Origin of the sequence: Burkholderia sp. ABCPW 11 (assembly GCF_001523445.1) — a bacterium.
Classification (GTDB): domain Bacteria; phylum Pseudomonadota; class Gammaproteobacteria; order Burkholderiales; family Burkholderiaceae; genus Burkholderia.
On sequence record NZ_LOVM01000093.1, the window covers coordinates 86,105 to 102,004 of the forward strand.

Genomic DNA, 15,900 nt, shown 5'->3' on the forward strand with positions numbered 1-15,900 from the left:
CTCACACTAATTCCGGCTTCCGACCCGTATCCAGCCCGCACGATACCACTCGTGCAACAAAGCTGTCATCGACGGAACCCGGGATAGTGTTACAAACCGTTTCGCCTCCATCTGGCGTTGATTGGCCAGTTCGGGCAGCCATTCATCGGCTTGCTCGAGCGACCCTTCCTCGCCATTAATGAAGTACGAGCGCGCGTTATACATCAATGCGGCCCTTCTGTCGAGACGCACGCCACGGCGTGACGCTTGCGTGACGAACGCGGCCTCGGACAGCGGACGCTCGGGCGGGTCGAAAACGACGTTCGGTTTGGGCTCGCTCAGATAGCAGCCGAGGAATTCGGCGACGTCGCGCTTGCGCCAGCGGATCGCGTCGACGATCTCGGCGACACGTTCGACCATGGCCGGTGGCAGTTGCGCGGGTACGTCGACGGCCGGCTGCTTCGGATCGCGGTAGAGGTCGTCGCCGCCCGCGTCGCGCAGGCCGCCGCGCTCCGCGAGGTAGTACAGGAACTGGGCGCCCAGCTCGCCGGCGGACGGGGCCCGGAAGCCGATCGAGCAGGTCATGCACTCGCCTTCGGCGACGCCGTCGTGCGCGATGTGCGGCGGCAGGTACAGCATGTCGCCGGGCTCCAGCACCCATTCGTCGCTCGGCTCGAAGTTCTCGAGAATCTTCAGCGGCACGTCCGGCTGCAGCGACAGATCCTTCTGCGCGCCGACCCGCCAGCGGCGCCGGCCTTCGACCTGCAGCAGGAATACGTCGTATGAATCGAAGTGCGGGCCGACACCGCCGCCGTCCGTCGCATACGAGATCATCAGGTCGTCCAGTCGCGCATCGGGGATGAAGCGGAAGCGGTCGAGCAACGCGCGGGCCGCGTCGACGTGCAGGTCGAGCCCCTGCACGAGCAAGGTCCAGGATTTGCGCGTCACCGCAGGCAGCGAGTCGGGCTCGAACGGACCGTGCGCCAGTTGCCACTTGTTACGAAAATGGGTGATCAATCGCGATTCCGCGTCATAGTCGGCGGCGAGCTCGAACAATGCGTCGCGCGTGACCGGCGACGCGACGCCGGGAATCGCCTGGCGGATCAGCAGCGGTTTTTTCTGCCAGTAGCCGCGCATGAATTGCGCCGGCGTGAGGCCGCCGAGCAGCGGCGTGGGAAGATCGGAGGGCGGCGCGCCGAGCGGGGCGGCAGCGGCATCCCGCGGTTCGGCTTGAGACCGGTTGCGCATCGTATAATGGGACTTGTACTTGGGAGAATTGGATGAAAATCGCAAAAAACACCGTCGTATCGGTCACTTACAAGCTGTCGGACGCACAGGGCAATCTGATCGAGGAAAGCGACGAGCCGATGGTCTATCTGCACGGCGGCTATGATGGCACGTTCCCCAAGATCGAGGAACAGCTCGACGGCCACGAGGCGGGCTACCAGGCGCAGATCCAGCTCGAGCCGGAGGACGCGTTCGGCGACTACGATCCCGAACTCGTGAAGATCGAGCCGCGCGATCGTTTTCCCGAGCCGCTCGAAGTGGGCATGCAGTTCGAAGGCACGCCAGAAGACGCCGACGAGGAAGTCGATTCGCTGATCTATACGGTCACCGATATCGCCGAAGACAAAGTCGTGCTCGACGGCAATCACCCGCTGGCGGGCATGGCGCTGCGTTTCGCGCTGACCGTGAAGGACGTTCGCGAAGCCACCGAAGACGAAATCGAGCACGAGCACGCGCATGGCGCGGAAGGGCTCGAGATCGTCGACGAGGATGACGACGAGGACGGCGAAGCGCCGTCAGGGCGTACGCTGCACTGAGCTTGCCGGCAGGCCCGGCGCCGGCCCTGATCCGGGGGGCGGTGCCGGCGACGACGCGCCGCCCGGTGCGGCGCCGTCGCCCTGCAACGGCGGCGCGACCGACGACGCGTCGGGCAGCGCCGGCAGCGCAGGGATTTCCGGCATCTGCGGCAGCGGCACGTCGTCGCGCGGCACGAGCGGCAGCGTGGGCGGCACCGGCAGGTTCTTCGGCACCTCCTGCAGGCTCACGTTGAAGATCGTCTGCCGCGCGGGCGATACGGTCACCTTGACCCACTGGTTCGCCGGGTGGCGCGGTCCGATCGCGACGCGCGTCACGTTTCCTACCAACTCACCGTCGTCGGCATGCAGCGGACGGTCGATCAGAAAGCCGTTCGCCAGCGGTTCGCCGCTCGCGTGCATCACCAGTATCGGGCCGCGGAACGTCGTCGCCGCCTTCACCAGCGTTCGTTTCAGTTCACGGAAGCCGTCGCGCACGCGCGGCCGATTGAAACGCAGCCACGCGAAGCGCTCCGAGCGTTCGTAGCGTTCGAACTGCGGATCGCCCTCGAAAATCACCACCATCGCGCGGGCTTCGCGCCGCTTCGCATATTCGGCGGCGTGGTCGACCCAGAAGCCGTTTGCGATGATGCGGTCCTCGAATTCGCCGTTGCGGCCGCCCGCCGTCAAATAATGGTTGTTCGGCGCCGGCGCATTGAGTGCGACGTAGACGATGTCGTCGCGCATCCAGCGTGCGTTCTCGCGATATGGCCGGAACCGCGCGACTTCGCTCTCCCGCGTAATCTGCAGCGCACCGGGGTCGGGCAGCGCCGACTCGGCGAGCAGGGTCTGTCGCAGGAAATCGAGCCGCTCGACCGGATCGTAACCGCCGCCGGCCGCGGTGTTGCATGCGATCCAGTCGTCGTGGCCGGGAATGAACACGAGCGGGATGCGCGCCGAATCCAGGATCGCGCCGCGCTGCGAATACAGCGTGTCGCGGCATGCTTCCTTCGGGCCTTTGAGGTCGCCCGCGTAGACCGCGAACGCGAGATTGCGCTCGCGTGCGATCGCATCGAGCAGCCGCTGCGCGGCCGGTTCGTCCGCCGGCCCGTTGATGACGCCCGACACGACTGCGAACGAGTAGGGCGCGGCGCTGCGCTTGGGCGGCGCGGCCAGCGCACCGGCCTGCGCCAGCGCAAGCAGTGTCGCGGCGAGCGCGGCGGCGGCGCGGGCCGGCAGGCGCCGCGAGATGCGCTTACGCGTGCCCGTCGGCATCGTGCGACCGGACCAGCGTGCGCAGCTCGTACAGCAGGTCGAGCGCCTCGCGCGGCTTGAGATCGTCGGGATCGATGTCGCGCAGCTTTTCGAGCGCCGGATGCGGAGCGTCGGGCAGCGCCGGCGCGTCCGCGCATTCGAGATCGTCGATGGCCGCCGGCGGCGCGCTGAAGAGGTCGAGCTGCGGCGTGTGCTGGGCGGCCGACTGCTGTTCGAGATACGCGAGGTGCTTGCGCGCGGCGCGGATCACGGGCGCCGGGACGCCCGCGAGCTGTGCGACCTGAAGGCCGTAGCTCTGGTTCGCCGGGCCTTCGTTGACCGCGTGCAGGAATACGATTCCGTGGCCGTGCTCGACCGCCGACAGGTGGACGTTGGCCGCCTGCGGGAATTCGGCCGGCAGTTGCGTCAGCTCGAAGTAGTGCGTCGCGAACAGCGTGTAGCACGCGTTGTGCGCCAGCAGGTGGCGCGCGATGGCCCAGGCGAGCGCGAGGCCGTCGAAGGTCGACGTGCCGCGGCCGATCTCGTCCATCAGCACGAGGCTTTGCGGCGTCGCGTCGTTGAGGATCGCCGCGGCTTCGGTCATCTCGACCATGAACGTCGAGCGGCCGCCCGCGAGATCGTCGGCCGCGCCGATGCGCGTGAAGATCCGGTCGATCGGGCCGAAGCACGCCGATTTCGCCGGCACGTAGCTGCCGACGTACGCCATCAGCGCGATCAGCGCGGTCTGCCGCATGAACGTGGACTTACCGCCCATGTTCGGCCCGGTGATCAGCAGCAGCTTGCGATCGACGCCGAACCGGCAGTCGTTCGCGATGAACTGCTCGACCTGCGCTTCGACGACCGGATGGCGCCCCTGCTCGATTTCGATGCCGATCTCGTCGGTGAAGGTCGGCGCGACCCAGTCGAGCGCGCGCGCACGTTCGGCGAACGCGGCCAGCAGGTCGAGTTCGGCGAGGGCCGATGCGACGCGCTGGCACTCGGGGATGAACGGCAGCAGCGCCTGCAACACCGAGTCGTACAGCGCGCGCTCGCGTGCCAACGCGCGCTCCTGTGCGGACAGCGCCTTGTCCTCGAAGGTTTTCAGTTCCGGCGTGATGTAGCGCTCGGCGTTCTTCAGCGTCTGGCGGCGGCGGTAATCGTCGGGCACCTTGTCGGTCTGGCCGCGCGTGACCTCGATGTAGAAGCCGTGCACCTTGTTGTATTCGACGCGCAGGTTCGCGATGCCGGTGCGCGCTCGCTCGCGCGCTTCGAGATCGATCAGGAACTGCCCGCAGTTCTCCGAAATGTCGCGCAGCTCGTCGAGCTCGGCATCGTAGCCGCGCGCGATCACGCCGCCGTCGCGCACCATCGCGGCCGGCTCGGTGGCGATCGCGCTCGTCAGCAGGTCGAGGCATTCGGCGGGCGGCGCGAGCGCCGCGTCGACGCGCGCGAGCGCATCCGCGTTCGCGACGATCGCGCCGATGCGCTCGCGCAGCGCCGGCAGCGCGGCGAACGTGTCGCGCAGGCTCGACAGGTCGCGAGGGCGCGCGGACAGCAGCGCGAGACGACCGGTGATCCGTTCGACGTCGGCGATCTGGCGCAGCGCGCTGCGCAACGCATCGAGGCTCGCGTTGGCCGGTGCATCGAGCAGCGCGCCGATCGCCTGCTGGCGCGACTGCGCGGCAACCGAGGCACGCGGCGGATGATGCAGCCAGTGGCGCAGCAGGCGGCTGCCCATCGTCGTGCAGCAGGTGTCGAGCAGCGAATACAGCGTGGGCGACTCGGTGCCGCGCAGCGTCTCGGTCAGTTCGAGGTTGCGGCGCGTGGCCGGATCGAGGCCGATGTATTCGGTTTCGTTCTCGACCTTCAGGCTGCGCACGTGCCGCAGTTGCTGGCCTTGTGTGGCCGCTGCGTAGAGCAGCAGCGCGCCGGCCGCGCCGCATGCGCTCGTCAGCGAATGCGCGCCGAAACCGTCGAGGCTCGCGACGTCGAGCTGGTCGCACAGGCGCTGCGTGCCCGACGCGATGTCGAAGTGCCAGGCCGGCACGCGCTTGCTTGCGCCCGCGCCGGCGGGAATGGCGTCGGTTGCACCGTCCGGCGTCAGGATTTCGGCTGGCCGGATGCGTTCGAGCGCGGCGGCAAGCTGTTCGGGCTCGATTTCGGCGAGCCGCAATGCGCCGCTTGCGAGGTTCAGCCACGCGAGGCCGATATTGACCGCGACGCCGCGCTTGTTGTGGCCGGTGCACATCGCGAGCAGGTAGACGTCGTTCTTGTCGGACAGCAGCGCGGCATCGGTCAGCGTGCCGGGCGTGACGACGCGTACGACCTTGCGCTCGACCGGGCCTTTCGACGTGGCCGGATCGCCGATCTGCTCGCAGATCGCGACCGATTCGCCCATCTTCACGAGCTTCGCCAGATACTGCTCGACCGCGTGATGCGGGACGCCGGCCATCTTGATCGGCGTGCCGGCCGACGCGCCGCGCTGCGTGAGGGTCAGGTCGAGCAGGCGTGCCGCTTTTTCCGCATCCTCGAAGAACAGTTCGTAGAAGTCGCCCATCCGGTAGAAGACGAGCGTGTCCGGATGATCGGCCTTGATGCGCAGGTACTGCTGCATCATCGGGGTATGGCCGGCAAAGGCCTCGGGCGACAGCGTGGTCATAGGTCAGGCATGAAGTTGTTGCTTGGGTTGCCCGAGTTTACCAGTGGCTTCGACGTCCACGCGCGAAGTTCGCCGTTTGGCCAGGTGCGGGTGATGGCGAGCGGCAGCGGGCGATGCCTACTTGCTCTCGTCCAGCGCGTCGTTCCAGACCTTCGCGCCCCGCTCGTGCGAGGCAACGCCGTTGAAGAACGACTCGATGGCGGCGCTCATATCGAAGTCGCCACACTTGTCCCACAAGACGAGTTTGGGCTTGTGTACACGGAAGTTGCCGGTGCTCTTCGGCGTGTATGCGACCGCAATGGCTGCCCTTGCCGACGGGAAAGCGTAGGACCGCGCTTCCAGAACGATCGCATCGAGCTTTTTGCCATCGGGAGTCGCGAGCCGGCCGTCGTACGCCAGCACGCCGTTGCTTGCGTTGGACGGATTGCTCTCGAGACGCTTTCGGCCTTGCTCGACTGCTTCGCCTGCATCGTCGAACACCAGCCGCTCGATTTTCCGCTGACCGTCGTCCGTCTGAAATGCTGCGATAGGGACAAAGCCATCTGCGTCGGAGACACACCAGACGGCATGCGCCGCAATAAAACCAGCGAGTTCGAAGGCAGTGAGCATGATAGTGGGGGCGGATAGGTCAGAGTCGAGCGCTCATGTGACCGGGAAAGTTGCTTTCGGTTGCACGAGTTTACCAGCGGTCCAAACGGGACCGCTCGCAGTTCGCCATTCGGGCGGTCGTCGGCGATGGCGATCGGCTGCCTTGTGAAAGACGTGCTCATGCGACTGCCGACCCACACGGCGTCCGACGTCGCCGGACTGCTTCCGCATCGTTGGATACCTCGCGCCACCGAACTGGCAAGACGGGTTCACCGGTGCCTACAATCAGATCAATGCGTGCGCCGATTCCGAAGGACTTTCCCCGCGCCTGTATCGGCGACTCGATTTCGTCTTGCGCGCGCCGCCGCGTCGATTACCTTGGAGCAACAGGAGAACCTAATGATCAAAGTCAGTGTCATGTACCCGTACGCCGCAGGCGCGCGATTCGATCATGCTTACTATCGCGAGCGGCATATGCCAATGGTGAAACAGCGCCTCGGCGCCGCATGCCTGTACTACACGGTGGACAAGGGAATCGCCGGTGGTGCGCCGGGCATGGATCCCGTGTACGTGGCCAAGTGCGACTTCGTCTGCACTTCCTTCGAAGCTTTCCAGGCAGCCCGCGATCCGCATGCGCAGGAGATCATGGCCGACATCGCCAATTACACGGATATACGCCCCGTGCTGCAAATCAGCGAGGTGGTCGTGGAGCGTTCGGAAACCTGACCCACGTTCCGATCATTGGGGGCGAGCGGGCAGAATCAGATCCGTCCGGAAAACGCCATGACCTGTGAAACGATTGGCAGGCTGCGTCATCCGGTCCATCGGTCTTTCTACTGGCCGATACGCTCGGGACTTACACCAATTCGCGTCGCAAAACTGAAACTCGGGCCAGTGTCGAAAAGATCGACGTGCTACGCTGAGACATCGATATATAAATACAATAGATTAACGGGGCACGAACATGAAGCAGGCCATGCAGGATGTCGGGGGAGCGTCCGCGCAAAGTACGCCGGTGTCGCCCATGACCGCGGTCGCGGCCAAGTCGGAGCGGATCGATCCGATCGAGCTTGGCGCTCGCGTGTCTTCAGTGACCGTGCTGGGCGCATTCGCTTATCTGATTTATATGCAGTGGCGATTGAACCCGAGCCGGATCACGCTGATCCTGCTGCTGATGTCCGCGGGACTGACCGTCGGAATGTCGGCTTTTGCGAAATTGCCGACGCGGCGGAACTGGCACCCCGTCGCCGTGTGCTTTTCTCTTGGCGGGTCGTTCTATTACCTGGCCTATCAACTGACCGCCAGTACGCAACTGATTCCGGAATGGGCAGGGGGCGTCTGGCAAATTGCCGGGATTGCGTGGCAACTGTTCGCGAAGCTGTCGCTGGGGCGCTCGTTCGGCCTGCTGCCGGCCAATCGCGGGGTCGTTTCGACGGGGGCGTACCGGTTCATGCGTCATCCGATCTATGCCGGTTACCTGCTGTCCGAAATCGGTTTTCTGCTCTCCAACTTCAGTATCCGAAACCTGCTCGCGATCGGCATCTGGATGCTGCTGCAGATCGGGCGAATCGTCATGGAGGAGAGGGTGTTGTCGGGAGACGCGGATTATCGTGAGTACAGGACGAAGGTGCGGTACCGGTTGATGCCAGGCGTGTTTTGACGGGAACGCCGAAAGCGCGCAACGGCCGGGCGCCGATCGCGCGCATGGGCGCGGCGGACACGCGAAAGCCGGCGCGCTCGGGTCGCGGACCTTCGCGCGCCGGCCCCGTATCGCAAATCAGGACGCGTGCGCCGACGTCAGGCTGAGCGCCACCGCCTGCGCGACCTCGATCCCGTCGATCGCTGCCGAATAGATGCCGCCCGCATAGCCGGCGCCTTCGCCGGCCGGATACAGGCCTTCGACGTTCAAACTCTGGTAGTCGTCCTTGCGCCGAATCCGGATCGGCGACGACGTGCGCGTTTCCACGCCGGTGAGCACGGCATCGTGCATCGCGAAGCCGGCGATTTTCTTGTCGATCTCGGGCAGCGCTTCGCGGATCGCTTCGATCGCATAGTCCGGCAGCGCGGTGCTGAGATCGGTCGGATTCACGCCGGGCTTGTACGACGGTTCCACGGTGCCCAGCGACGTCGACGGCCGGCCCGCGATGAAATCGCCGACCAGTTGGCCCGGTGCGCGGTAATCGCCGCCGCCGAGTTCGAATGCGCGTTCTTCCCATTTGCGCTGGAACGCGATGCCGGCGAGCGGGCCGCCCGGATAGTCGTCCGGCGTGATGCCGACGACGATGCCCGCATTCGCATTGCGCTCGGCGCGGGAATACTGGCTCATTCCGTTGGTGACCACGCGGCCGGGCTCCGAGGTCGCGGCGACCACCGTGCCGCCCGGGCACATGCAGAAGCTGTAGACGGCGCGCCCGTTGCTTGCGTGGTGGACTACCTTGTAGTCGGCCGCGCCGAGCTGCTTGTGGCCCGCGAACTTGCCGAAGCGACTGCGATCGATCAGCCCCTGCGGATGTTCGATGCGAAAACCCAGCGAGAACGGCTTGGCTTCGATGTAGACGCCGCGGTCGTGCAGCATCTGGAACGTGTCGCGCGCGCTGTGGCCCACGGCCAGCACCACGCGGTCGCACCGCAGCGTTTCCCCGTTCGACAGCTTGAGTGCGCGCACCTTGCCCTGGTCGATTTCGATATCGTCGACGCGGGTTTCGAAACGCACTTCGCCGCCGAGTTCGTGGATCGACGCGCGCATTTTTTCCACCATGCTGACGAGTCGGAACGTGCCGATGTGCGGCCGGCTCAGATACAGGATGTCCTCGGGTGCGCCGGCCTTGACGAATTCGTCCAGCACCTTGCGGCCATAGTGGTTCGGATCCTTGATCTGGCTGTACAGCTTGCCGTCGGAAAACGTCCCCGCGCCGCCTTCGCCGAACTGCACGTTGGATTCCGGGTTGAGCACGCTCTTGCGCCACAGGCCGAAGGTGTCCTTGGTGCGCTCGCGCACGGCCTTGCCGCGTTCGAGAATGATGGGACGGAAGCCCATCTGCGCGAGGATCAGCCCTGCGAACAGCCCGCACGGCCCCATGCCGATGACGACGGGGCGCAGGAAGTCGGCGTGCTCGGGCGCCTTCGTGACGAAGTGATACGTCATGTCGGGCGTCACGCCGCAATGCGGCTTGCCGGCGATGCGCTTGAGCGCGGCTGCCTCGTCGGTGACTTCGACATCGACGATGTACGTGAGCTTGATGTCGGCGCGCTTGCGTGCGTCGTGCGCGCGGCGGAACACGGTGTAACGGAGCAGCCCGTCTGCCGCCACGCCTAGCTCGGCGAGGCGCGCGCGAATCGCGGCCTCGAGCGCGCTGTCGGGGTGGTCGAGGGGAAGTTTGATTTCGCTTAGCCGTAACATGGGGACTCGGATGCGATTGCCACGGCGCCGTGGCGGTGTTGATACAGGCGGGGCCGGCATGCCGGCGGCGTTGTTCGCCGTGCGGGCATGCCGGACGCAAACCATGCGCTGTCGTTGCGGGACAAGCGGCGCGAGCGGCAGTACGCCGACCCGTGCGGGCAACTCGAGCAACTTCAGGATAGGCGCACGAAGCGACCCGTGTGCACGGAAGATTGTCCCGCGTGTCGGGCGATCGGCGCGCCATCGTGGCGATGCCGCGCGCGCGGTTTGCGCGAAAGCCGCGCCACGCGGGCGCGGCCAGGGCTTACTCCGCTGCCGGATGCACGCGGCTGTAGCGGTTCAGGATCGGGATCATCTGCGCGTAGATCTTCGGGTTCGCGGCGACGATCTCGTGGCGATGCAGGAAATCGGCGTCGCCCGTGTAGTTGCCGACGAGGCCGCCGGCCTCGGTGATCAGCAGGCTGCCCGCCGCCATGTCCCACACGTTGATGCCTTGCTCGAAGAATGCGTCGAGGCGGCCGGCCGCGACGTTCGCGAGGTCGAGGGCCGCCGCGCCCGGGCGGCGCAGGCCCGTGCAGGCCTGCGTCATCTCGGTGAAGAGGCGCGCGTATGCGTCGAGGCCGTCCTTCTCGCGGAACGGGAAGCCCGTGCCGACCAGCGCGTCCGACAGACGATCGCGGCGGCCGACGCGGATGCGGCGGTCGTTCAGGTACGCGCCGCGGCCGCGGGTGGCCGTGAACAGGTCGTTCTTGTTCGGATCGTAGACGACGGCCTGCGTGACGATGCCCTTGTGCTCGAGCGCGATCGATACGCAGTAGTACGGGAAGCCGTGGATGAAGTTGGTCGTGCCGTCGAGCGGATCGATGATCCACTTGAATTCGGATTCGTTCTCCGATTCGCCCGATTCCTCCGCGAGGATCGCGTGGTCGGGATAGGCGGTCTTCAGCGTCTCGATGATCGCGTCTTCGGCGGCCTTGTCCACTTCGGTGACGAAGTCGTTCTGCTGCTTCTTGCGGATCTCGATCAGGTCGAGATCGAGGGACGCGCGATTGATGATCTGTCCGGCGCGGCGCGCAGCCTTGACAGCAATATTGAGCATGGGATGCATGAGCCTGGATCCTGTAGCCGGCGGCACGGGCCGCCACGAAGTGGGACAACCGCCCGGAACGGCGCAAGCGTGCCGGGGCGAGGTGAGACGCGAATTGACAAAGAGCGGGGTACGACCCGCGCTGCGCGGAGCGCAACGCGTAAAGGCATGATTTTACCCGATTTTCGGCGGTTTCAGGCGAGCGGCATGCGGGGAAACCCCCACTGGCCGTCCGGACGAGTGGGTTTGCGGGAGCGATGGCGATACCATACGGCCATTCTGATGAACCGAGTCGTATCGTAGTGGAAACCTCGCAGAACCCCGCCGCGCCGTCCGAATCGGGCGCGGCCTCGTCCTTGCCGCCGTCCGGCGGCTTCACGTCCACCCGTTTCGTGCTCGTCGAGCCGAGCCATCCCGGCAACGTCGGGGCGGTCGCCCGCGCGCTGAAGACGATGGGCTTCTCGCGCCTCGTGCTGGTCGCGCCGCGCGTGCCGCACGTGCAGAGCGACCCCGAAGCGATCGCGATGGCCAGCGGCGCGGACGACGTCCTCGCGTCCGCGCACGTCGTGCCGACGCTCGGCGAAGCGCTGTCCGGCGTTCACTGGTCGATCGCGCTGACTGCGCGCACGCGCGAATACGGGCCGCCGCGCCTCGCGCCGCGCGCGGCCGCCGCGCAGGCGAGCGCGCAGGTCGGCACGGGCGACATCGCGCTCGTGTTCGGCAACGAGCGCACCGGCCTCGCGAACGAGCATGTCGAGCAGTGCAGCGCGCTCGCGCACATTCCGGCCAACCCGGCCTACAGTTCGCTGAATCTTGCGCAGGCCGTGCAGGTGCTCGCATACGAGTTGCGTGTCGCGTTTCTCGAGCAGGCGAGCGAGCCGTCGGCGCAGCCGCAGGCCGAAGCGGGCACGCTCGCGCAGAGCGACGAAATCGAGCGGATGTACGTGCACCTCGAGAACGCACTGATCGCGCTCGACTTCCTCGATCCGCGCAATCCGAAGAAGCTGATGCCGCGGCTGCGGCGCCTGTTCGCGCGCACGGGCCTCGAGCGCGAGGAGGTCAACATCCTGCGCGGCGTCGCCAAGCATATCCTGCTGAAATCGGGCAAGCCGGGCGGCGACGCGTAAGGGGCCGGCGCTCCGATTGCCAGGCGCGGGGGCGTTCGCCGGCGAATGCGGCGTGTGGCCGAACAGGCCATGCAGCGACCGACCGGCAACGCCGAACCCGCTGTTTCTCCCGATCTCCCCGCCGCGGAAACCCCGCCGCAGCAAGTGTCCCGGCCGAATACCCGTGCCGGCCGCGGGGTGAACGCGCGGCCGCGTGCGGCCCGCCGCGACTGGCCCTACAATCGCCGGACGTCATAAGCAAATGACCCGGCGCGATAACGGCCGGCATTGCCGGCGATGCGCGCCGGCCTTTTCCCGGATCACATCATGTTCACGAGACTGCGCGAAGACATTGCAACGATTCGCGAGCGGGATCCCGCCGCTCGCAGTGCGTGGGAAGTGCTGACCTGTTATCCGGGGCTGCATGCGCTCGTGCTGCACCGTTTCGCGCATGCATGCTGGCGTGCGAAACGCTACTGGCTCGCGCGGTTCGCGTCGCAGGCAGGCCGGTTCCTGACCGGGATCGAGATCCACCCCGGCGCGACGATCGGCCGGCGCGTGTTCATCGATCACGGCATGGGTGTCGTGATCGGCGAGACGGCGATCGTCGGCGACGACTGCACGATCTATCAGGGCGTGACGCTGGGCGGCACGTCGCTCACGCGCGGCGCGAAACGCCACCCGACGCTCGAGGCCGGCGTGATCGTCGGCGCGGGCGCGAAGGTGCTCGGCGGGTTCACGGTCGGCGCGGGCGCGAAGATCGGCTCGAACGCGGTGGTCGTCAAGCCGGTGCCGGCGGGCGGCACGGCGGTCGGCAATCCGGCGCGCATCGTGATGCCGGCGCAGCCGAAGCCGCAACCCGAACGCGCGGCATTTTGCGCATACGGGATCACGCCGAACGCCGACGATCCGATGTCGCTCGCGATTCACGGGCTGATCGATCACGCGGCGAAGGAAAGCCGCCGCGTCGACGAGATCGTCGCGGCGCTCGAGCGGCTCGGCACGCATCTGGAAACGCTGCAGGGCGCCGACGCGGCGGGCCTCGACCTGCGCAGGCTGTCCGCGGTGCTGGAAGGCAAGACGGTCGAACGCCAGATGTAACGAACGGGAAGCGCGCCGACGGCTGCTGTCGGCGCGGCAGCGGCGGCGTCAGTCGAGCGGCATCGCGTGGATGCCTTCCGCATCGACGCGCAGGTAGCCGCCGCGCGGCGTGCCGTGATCGAGATCCCAGTCGGGCAACACCCAGCGGATTCCGCCCGGTTCCGCGTGGCGCGCGGGGCGGTGCGTGTGGCCGTGAATGATCACGCTCGCGCGGCTTTTCCGGAACAGCGCGGCCACGCCTTCCCGCGTGACGTCGTAGAGGGCCGAAGCGGGGCGCATGCGGCCCGCTTCGCTGGTCGAGCGCATGCGTTGCGCGAGCGCGCGGCGCCAGCGGAACGGCCACGCGAGAAACAACCATTGCGCGACGCGGTTGCGCGCGAAGCGACGGAACATCTGGTAGCCGCGGTCGGCCGTGCATTGCGCGTCTCCGTGCGCGAGCACGATGCGCTGGCCGAACGCGACGATCAGCGAAGGATCGGGCAGCAGCATCGCGCCGGCGGCCTTCATGAAGCGGCGGCCGAGCAGGAAATCGCGGTTGCCGTGCATCACGTAGAGCGCGATGCCGCGTTCCGAGAACGTGTGCATCAGCGCGGCCATGCGCGCGGCGAACGGATCGTCGTCGAGGATGTCGTCGCCGATCCAGTATTCGAACAGGTCGCCGAGGATGAACACCGAATCGGCGCTGTCGGCGGTGTATCTCACGAAATGCTCGAACGCGGCGACCGTCTTCGGAATCGCTTCGCTCAGGTGCAGATCGGAGAGAAACAGGAACGGGCGTGCGGCTTGCGCGTACTCGCGCTCGCCCGGCACGCCCGCGGAGACGCTTCGCGGCGGACTCTCCTGCAACATCGAAGTGCCTCCGTAACGACTGCGCGTCAGACCACCACGGCCTTCTCGATCACGACGTCGTCGGTCGGCACGTCCTGGTGGAAGCCGGCGTTGCCCGTCTTGACGCCCTTGATCTTGTCGACCACGTCCTGGCCTTCGACCACCTTGCCGAACACCGCGTAGCCCCAGCCCTGCGGCGTCGGCGACGAGTGGTTCAGGAAGTCGTTGTCGTTCACGTTGATGAAGAACTGGGCGGTCGCCGAATGCGGATCGTTCGTGCGCGCCATCGCGATCGTGTAGTTGTCGTTCTTCAGGCCGTTGTTCGCTTCGTTGTCGATCGGCGCATCGGTCGGCTTCTGCTTCAGGCCCGGCTCGAAGCCGCCGCCCTGGATCATGAAGCCGTTGATCACGCGATGGAACACGGTGCCGTCGTAATGGCCCTTCTTCACGTAGTTCAGGAAGTTCTCGACCGTCTTCGGTGCCTTCGCGGCGTCGAGTTCGAGCTTGATCACGCCGTGGTTCGTATGCAGTTCAACCATGATGAATTCCTTCGGTGAGGCGGTTTAAATGGCACGCGGCCGGTCGTGCGACGCGGCCGCGTGAGGCGCCGGACGTGCCGGCAGGTCATTACTTCGAGACGATGCTCGCGGATTCGATCACGATCGGCTGGGCCGGCACGTCCTGCATCGGGCCGCGCGAGGTCGTCGCCACGCCTTCGATCTTCTTCACGACGTCGAGACCCGACACGACCTTGCCGAACACCGCATAGCCGTTGCCGTCCGGGTTCGGGTAGTCGAGGCCGCTGTTGTCGACCGTATTGATGAAGAACTGCGCGGTAGCCGAATTCGGGTCGCTGGTGCGCGCCATCGCGATCGTGCCCGTCAGGTTCTTCAGACCATTGCGGCTCTCCAGCGGGATCGGCGCGCGGGTCGGCTTCTCCTCGAAGTTGGTCTTGTAGCCGCCGCCCTGGATCATGAAGCCCTTGATCACGCGATGGAAGATCGTGCCGTTGTACTGGCCGGACTTCACGTAATCGAGGAAGTTGGCGACGGATTTCGGCGCCTTCTCCGGATAGAGCTCGACGCGGATGTCGCCCTGCGAGGTCTTCAGCTGCACGACGGGGTGCGCGGTGGCCGTTTGCGCGAACGCGGGTGCGGTCGCGAGAAGGGCGGCGCCGCCAAGCGCCAGCAACAGACGTTTCATTGCGATCCTCAGGTTGGGAGGGGAAGGAAGGCCGCGCCGCTTATTTCGACGGCGCGACGTACGGCGCCGCCAAGGCGCCCGACGGACCGCTGAACTGGAACGTCGGCGACATCGGCAGCGTGGTGGTGCTCACGTTCGCGGCGGCGCGCTCGGTGTAGTCGCGCGTGGTCGGTGTCGTCGCGCGGGCGTTCGGCGCGGCCTTCGACGGCGACACGATCTTCTGGAGATCGGCGAGGCGCTGCGCGGTCGCGCCGCTCGTGCGGCCGAGCGATTGCGCGCGCTTGTACGATTCGGCCGCGAGCCGCAGGTACAGATCGCCGAGGTTCTCGTACGCGAGCGAGTAGCTCGGGTTCGATTGCGTCGCGGTGACGAGCGCGGTGCGCGCTTCGTCGTAGCGGCCGTGCTTCGCGTAGAGCGCCGCGAGGTTGTTGTACGGCTCGGGCAGTTCGGGGTACGCCTGCGTGATCGCGACGAATTGCTGGATCGCGTCGTCGTCGCGGTTCAGGCGGGCCAGCACGGTGCCGCGCTTGAACTGCGCCTGCACGTCGTGCGGGTTCGACGCGATGCGTGCGTCGAGCTGCGCGAGCGCCTGCTTCCACTGCTTGCCGGCGATCGACGCGTCGATTTCGGGGGTGCCGTCGGCGACGGCCGGGGCCTTTTGCGCATGCGCCGCGGGAGCCACGAAAAGCGTCAGCGCGACGCCCATGACGGTGGTCGCAACGAGGGTCGCAGCGCTCGGCGCGCGGCCGCGATGAGGTTTCATAGGCGTAAATCGGAATGTTATACTCCGAGCCATTCTAACAAAACGTCTGCGCGTTCCGGCGAGCGTCAGACAGTCTTTCTTAGCCTCTCGTGGCCGTCACCGCTGTGCTTGCAGCCTGACCGCCCCATGTGAT

The 15,900-nt window shown here is 66.5% G+C and carries 15 protein-coding genes; 5 read left to right on the plus strand and 10 right to left on the minus strand.

What is annotated here, in order from left to right:
* Nucleotides 1-6 precede the first annotated feature (6 nt).
* A complete protein-coding gene (locus tag WS61_RS29360; RefSeq protein ID WP_059505800.1) occupies nucleotides 7-1,227 on the minus strand; it encodes a cupin domain-containing protein in 1,221 nt (406 codons plus the stop codon).
* A 32-nt stretch (nucleotides 1,228-1,259) separates the two neighbouring features.
* Here WS61_RS29360 and WS61_RS29365 point away from each other — a divergent pair, with 32 nt between their 5' ends.
* Nucleotides 1,260-1,802 carry a peptidylprolyl isomerase gene (locus WS61_RS29365; RefSeq protein WP_034207726.1) on the plus strand — a complete coding sequence of 181 codons (543 nt, stop codon included), beginning with the start codon at nucleotides 1,260-1,262 and terminating at the stop codon, nucleotides 1,800-1,802.
* On the opposite strand, the gene WS61_RS29370 is transcribed toward WS61_RS29365, so the two are convergent.
* The 3 genes from WS61_RS29370 to WS61_RS29380 all read right to left on the minus strand — a co-directional run bounded on the left by WS61_RS29370 (nucleotide 1,782) and on the right by WS61_RS29380 (nucleotide 6,300).
* Complete coding sequence (locus tag WS61_RS29370; protein ID WP_179949721.1) at nucleotides 1,782-3,053, minus strand: hypothetical protein; 1,272 nt, start codon at nucleotides 3,051-3,053, stop codon at nucleotides 1,782-1,784. The genes WS61_RS29365 and WS61_RS29370 overlap by 21 nt on opposite strands.
* On the minus strand, nucleotides 3,034-5,691 hold the full coding sequence (mutS, locus tag WS61_RS29375; RefSeq protein WP_059505802.1) for a DNA mismatch repair protein MutS: 2,658 nt from the start codon (nucleotides 5,689-5,691) through the stop codon (nucleotides 3,034-3,036). The genes WS61_RS29370 and mutS overlap by 20 nt, the downstream gene beginning before the upstream one ends.
* Before the next feature lie 117 nt (nucleotides 5,692-5,808).
* Nucleotides 5,809-6,300 carry a hypothetical protein gene (locus WS61_RS29380; protein ID WP_157692794.1) on the minus strand — a complete coding sequence of 164 codons (492 nt, stop codon included), beginning with the start codon at nucleotides 6,298-6,300 and terminating at the stop codon, nucleotides 5,809-5,811.
* Between the two features lie 378 nt (nucleotides 6,301-6,678).
* Between WS61_RS29380 and WS61_RS29385 the strand changes: the two genes are divergently transcribed.
* Nucleotides 6,679-7,005 carry an EthD family reductase gene (locus WS61_RS29385; RefSeq protein ID WP_034207723.1) on the plus strand — a complete coding sequence of 109 codons (327 nt, stop codon included), beginning with the start codon at nucleotides 6,679-6,681 and terminating at the stop codon, nucleotides 7,003-7,005.
* A gap of 238 nt (nucleotides 7,006-7,243) precedes the next feature.
* On the plus strand, nucleotides 7,244-7,939 hold the full coding sequence (locus WS61_RS29390; protein ID WP_095211859.1) for an isoprenylcysteine carboxylmethyltransferase family protein: 696 nt from the start codon (nucleotides 7,244-7,246) through the stop codon (nucleotides 7,937-7,939).
* 117 nt (nucleotides 7,940-8,056) lie between these two features.
* Here the strand turns inward: WS61_RS29390 and WS61_RS29395 are convergent, their stop codons facing one another.
* Together WS61_RS29395 and WS61_RS29400 are read right to left on the minus strand one after the other, a co-directional pair.
* A complete protein-coding gene (locus WS61_RS29395; protein ID WP_059505806.1) occupies nucleotides 8,057-9,679 on the minus strand; it encodes an NAD(P)/FAD-dependent oxidoreductase in 1,623 nt (540 codons plus the stop codon).
* A gap of 304 nt (nucleotides 9,680-9,983) precedes the next feature.
* A complete protein-coding gene (locus WS61_RS29400; RefSeq protein WP_059505808.1) occupies nucleotides 9,984-10,787 on the minus strand; it encodes an inositol monophosphatase family protein in 804 nt (267 codons plus the stop codon).
* Nucleotides 10,788-11,068: 281 nt separating this feature from the next.
* Here WS61_RS29400 and WS61_RS29405 point away from each other — a divergent pair, with 281 nt between their 5' ends.
* Nucleotides 11,069-11,893, plus strand: coding sequence for an RNA methyltransferase (locus tag WS61_RS29405; protein WP_059505810.1), 825 nt, complete (start codon nucleotides 11,069-11,071; stop codon nucleotides 11,891-11,893).
* A gap of 306 nt (nucleotides 11,894-12,199) precedes the next feature.
* A complete protein-coding gene (gene cysE / locus WS61_RS29410; protein WP_257127380.1) occupies nucleotides 12,200-12,973 on the plus strand; it encodes a serine O-acetyltransferase in 774 nt (257 codons plus the stop codon).
* 48 nt (nucleotides 12,974-13,021) lie between these two features.
* Here cysE and WS61_RS29415 read toward each other — a convergent pair whose 3' ends face one another.
* From WS61_RS29415 to WS61_RS29430, 4 genes are all read right to left on the minus strand, one after another.
* Entirely contained in the window at nucleotides 13,022-13,822 is an 801-nt protein-coding gene (locus WS61_RS29415) for a UDP-2,3-diacylglucosamine diphosphatase (RefSeq protein WP_034207717.1), read from the minus strand.
* Nucleotides 13,823-13,848: 26 nt separating this feature from the next.
* Nucleotides 13,849-14,340: a peptidylprolyl isomerase gene (locus WS61_RS29420; RefSeq protein ID WP_006483987.1), complete on the minus strand. Its 492-nt coding sequence runs from the start codon at nucleotides 14,338-14,340 to the stop codon at nucleotides 13,849-13,851.
* 88 nt (nucleotides 14,341-14,428) lie between these two features.
* Complete coding sequence (locus WS61_RS29425; protein WP_059505814.1) at nucleotides 14,429-15,004, minus strand: peptidylprolyl isomerase; 576 nt, start codon at nucleotides 15,002-15,004, stop codon at nucleotides 14,429-14,431.
* A 40-nt stretch (nucleotides 15,005-15,044) separates the two neighbouring features.
* Nucleotides 15,045-15,767, minus strand: a complete 723-nt coding sequence (locus WS61_RS29430; RefSeq protein WP_179949722.1) for a tetratricopeptide repeat protein — start codon at nucleotides 15,765-15,767, stop codon at nucleotides 15,045-15,047.
* Nucleotides 15,768-15,900: the final 133 nt, after the last annotated feature.

What these genes read in the sequence shown, in the direction of transcription:
- WS61_RS29395 (WP_059505806.1), bottom strand. Translation starts at nt 9,679, where the DNA reads ATGTTACGGCTAAGCGAAATCAAACTTCCCCTCGACCACCCCGACAGC.
- WS61_RS29430 (WP_179949722.1), bottom strand. Translation starts at nt 15,767, where the DNA reads ATGAAACCTCATCGCGGCCGCGCGCCGAGCGCTGCGACCCTCGTTGCG.
- WS61_RS29380 (WP_157692794.1), bottom strand. Translation starts at nt 6,300, where the DNA reads ATGCTCACTGCCTTCGAACTCGCTGGTTTTATTGCGGCGCATGCCGTC.
- WS61_RS29425 (WP_059505814.1), bottom strand. Translation starts at nt 15,004, where the DNA reads ATGAAACGTCTGTTGCTGGCGCTTGGCGGCGCCGCCCTTCTCGCGACC.
- WS61_RS29365 (WP_034207726.1), top strand. Translation starts at nt 1,260, where the DNA reads ATGAAAATCGCAAAAAACACCGTCGTATCGGTCACTTACAAGCTGTCG.
- WS61_RS29390 (WP_095211859.1), top strand. Translation starts at nt 7,244, where the DNA reads ATGAAGCAGGCCATGCAGGATGTCGGGGGAGCGTCCGCGCAAAGTACG.
- WS61_RS29400 (WP_059505808.1), bottom strand. Translation starts at nt 10,787, where the DNA reads ATGCATCCCATGCTCAATATTGCTGTCAAGGCTGCGCGCCGCGCCGGA.
- mutS (WP_059505802.1), bottom strand. Translation starts at nt 5,691, where the DNA reads ATGACCACGCTGTCGCCCGAGGCCTTTGCCGGCCATACCCCGATGATG.
- WS61_RS29415 (WP_034207717.1), bottom strand. Translation starts at nt 13,822, where the DNA reads ATGTTGCAGGAGAGTCCGCCGCGAAGCGTCTCCGCGGGCGTGCCGGGC.
- WS61_RS29385 (WP_034207723.1), top strand. Translation starts at nt 6,679, where the DNA reads ATGATCAAAGTCAGTGTCATGTACCCGTACGCCGCAGGCGCGCGATTC.
- WS61_RS29420 (WP_006483987.1), bottom strand. Translation starts at nt 14,340, where the DNA reads ATGGTTGAACTGCATACGAACCACGGCGTGATCAAGCTCGAACTCGAC.
- WS61_RS29360 (WP_059505800.1), bottom strand. Translation starts at nt 1,227, where the DNA reads ATGCGCAACCGGTCTCAAGCCGAACCGCGGGATGCCGCTGCCGCCCCG.
- WS61_RS29370 (WP_179949721.1), bottom strand. Translation starts at nt 3,053, where the DNA reads ATGCCGACGGGCACGCGTAAGCGCATCTCGCGGCGCCTGCCGGCCCGC.
- cysE (WP_257127380.1), top strand. Translation starts at nt 12,200, where the DNA reads ATGTTCACGAGACTGCGCGAAGACATTGCAACGATTCGCGAGCGGGAT.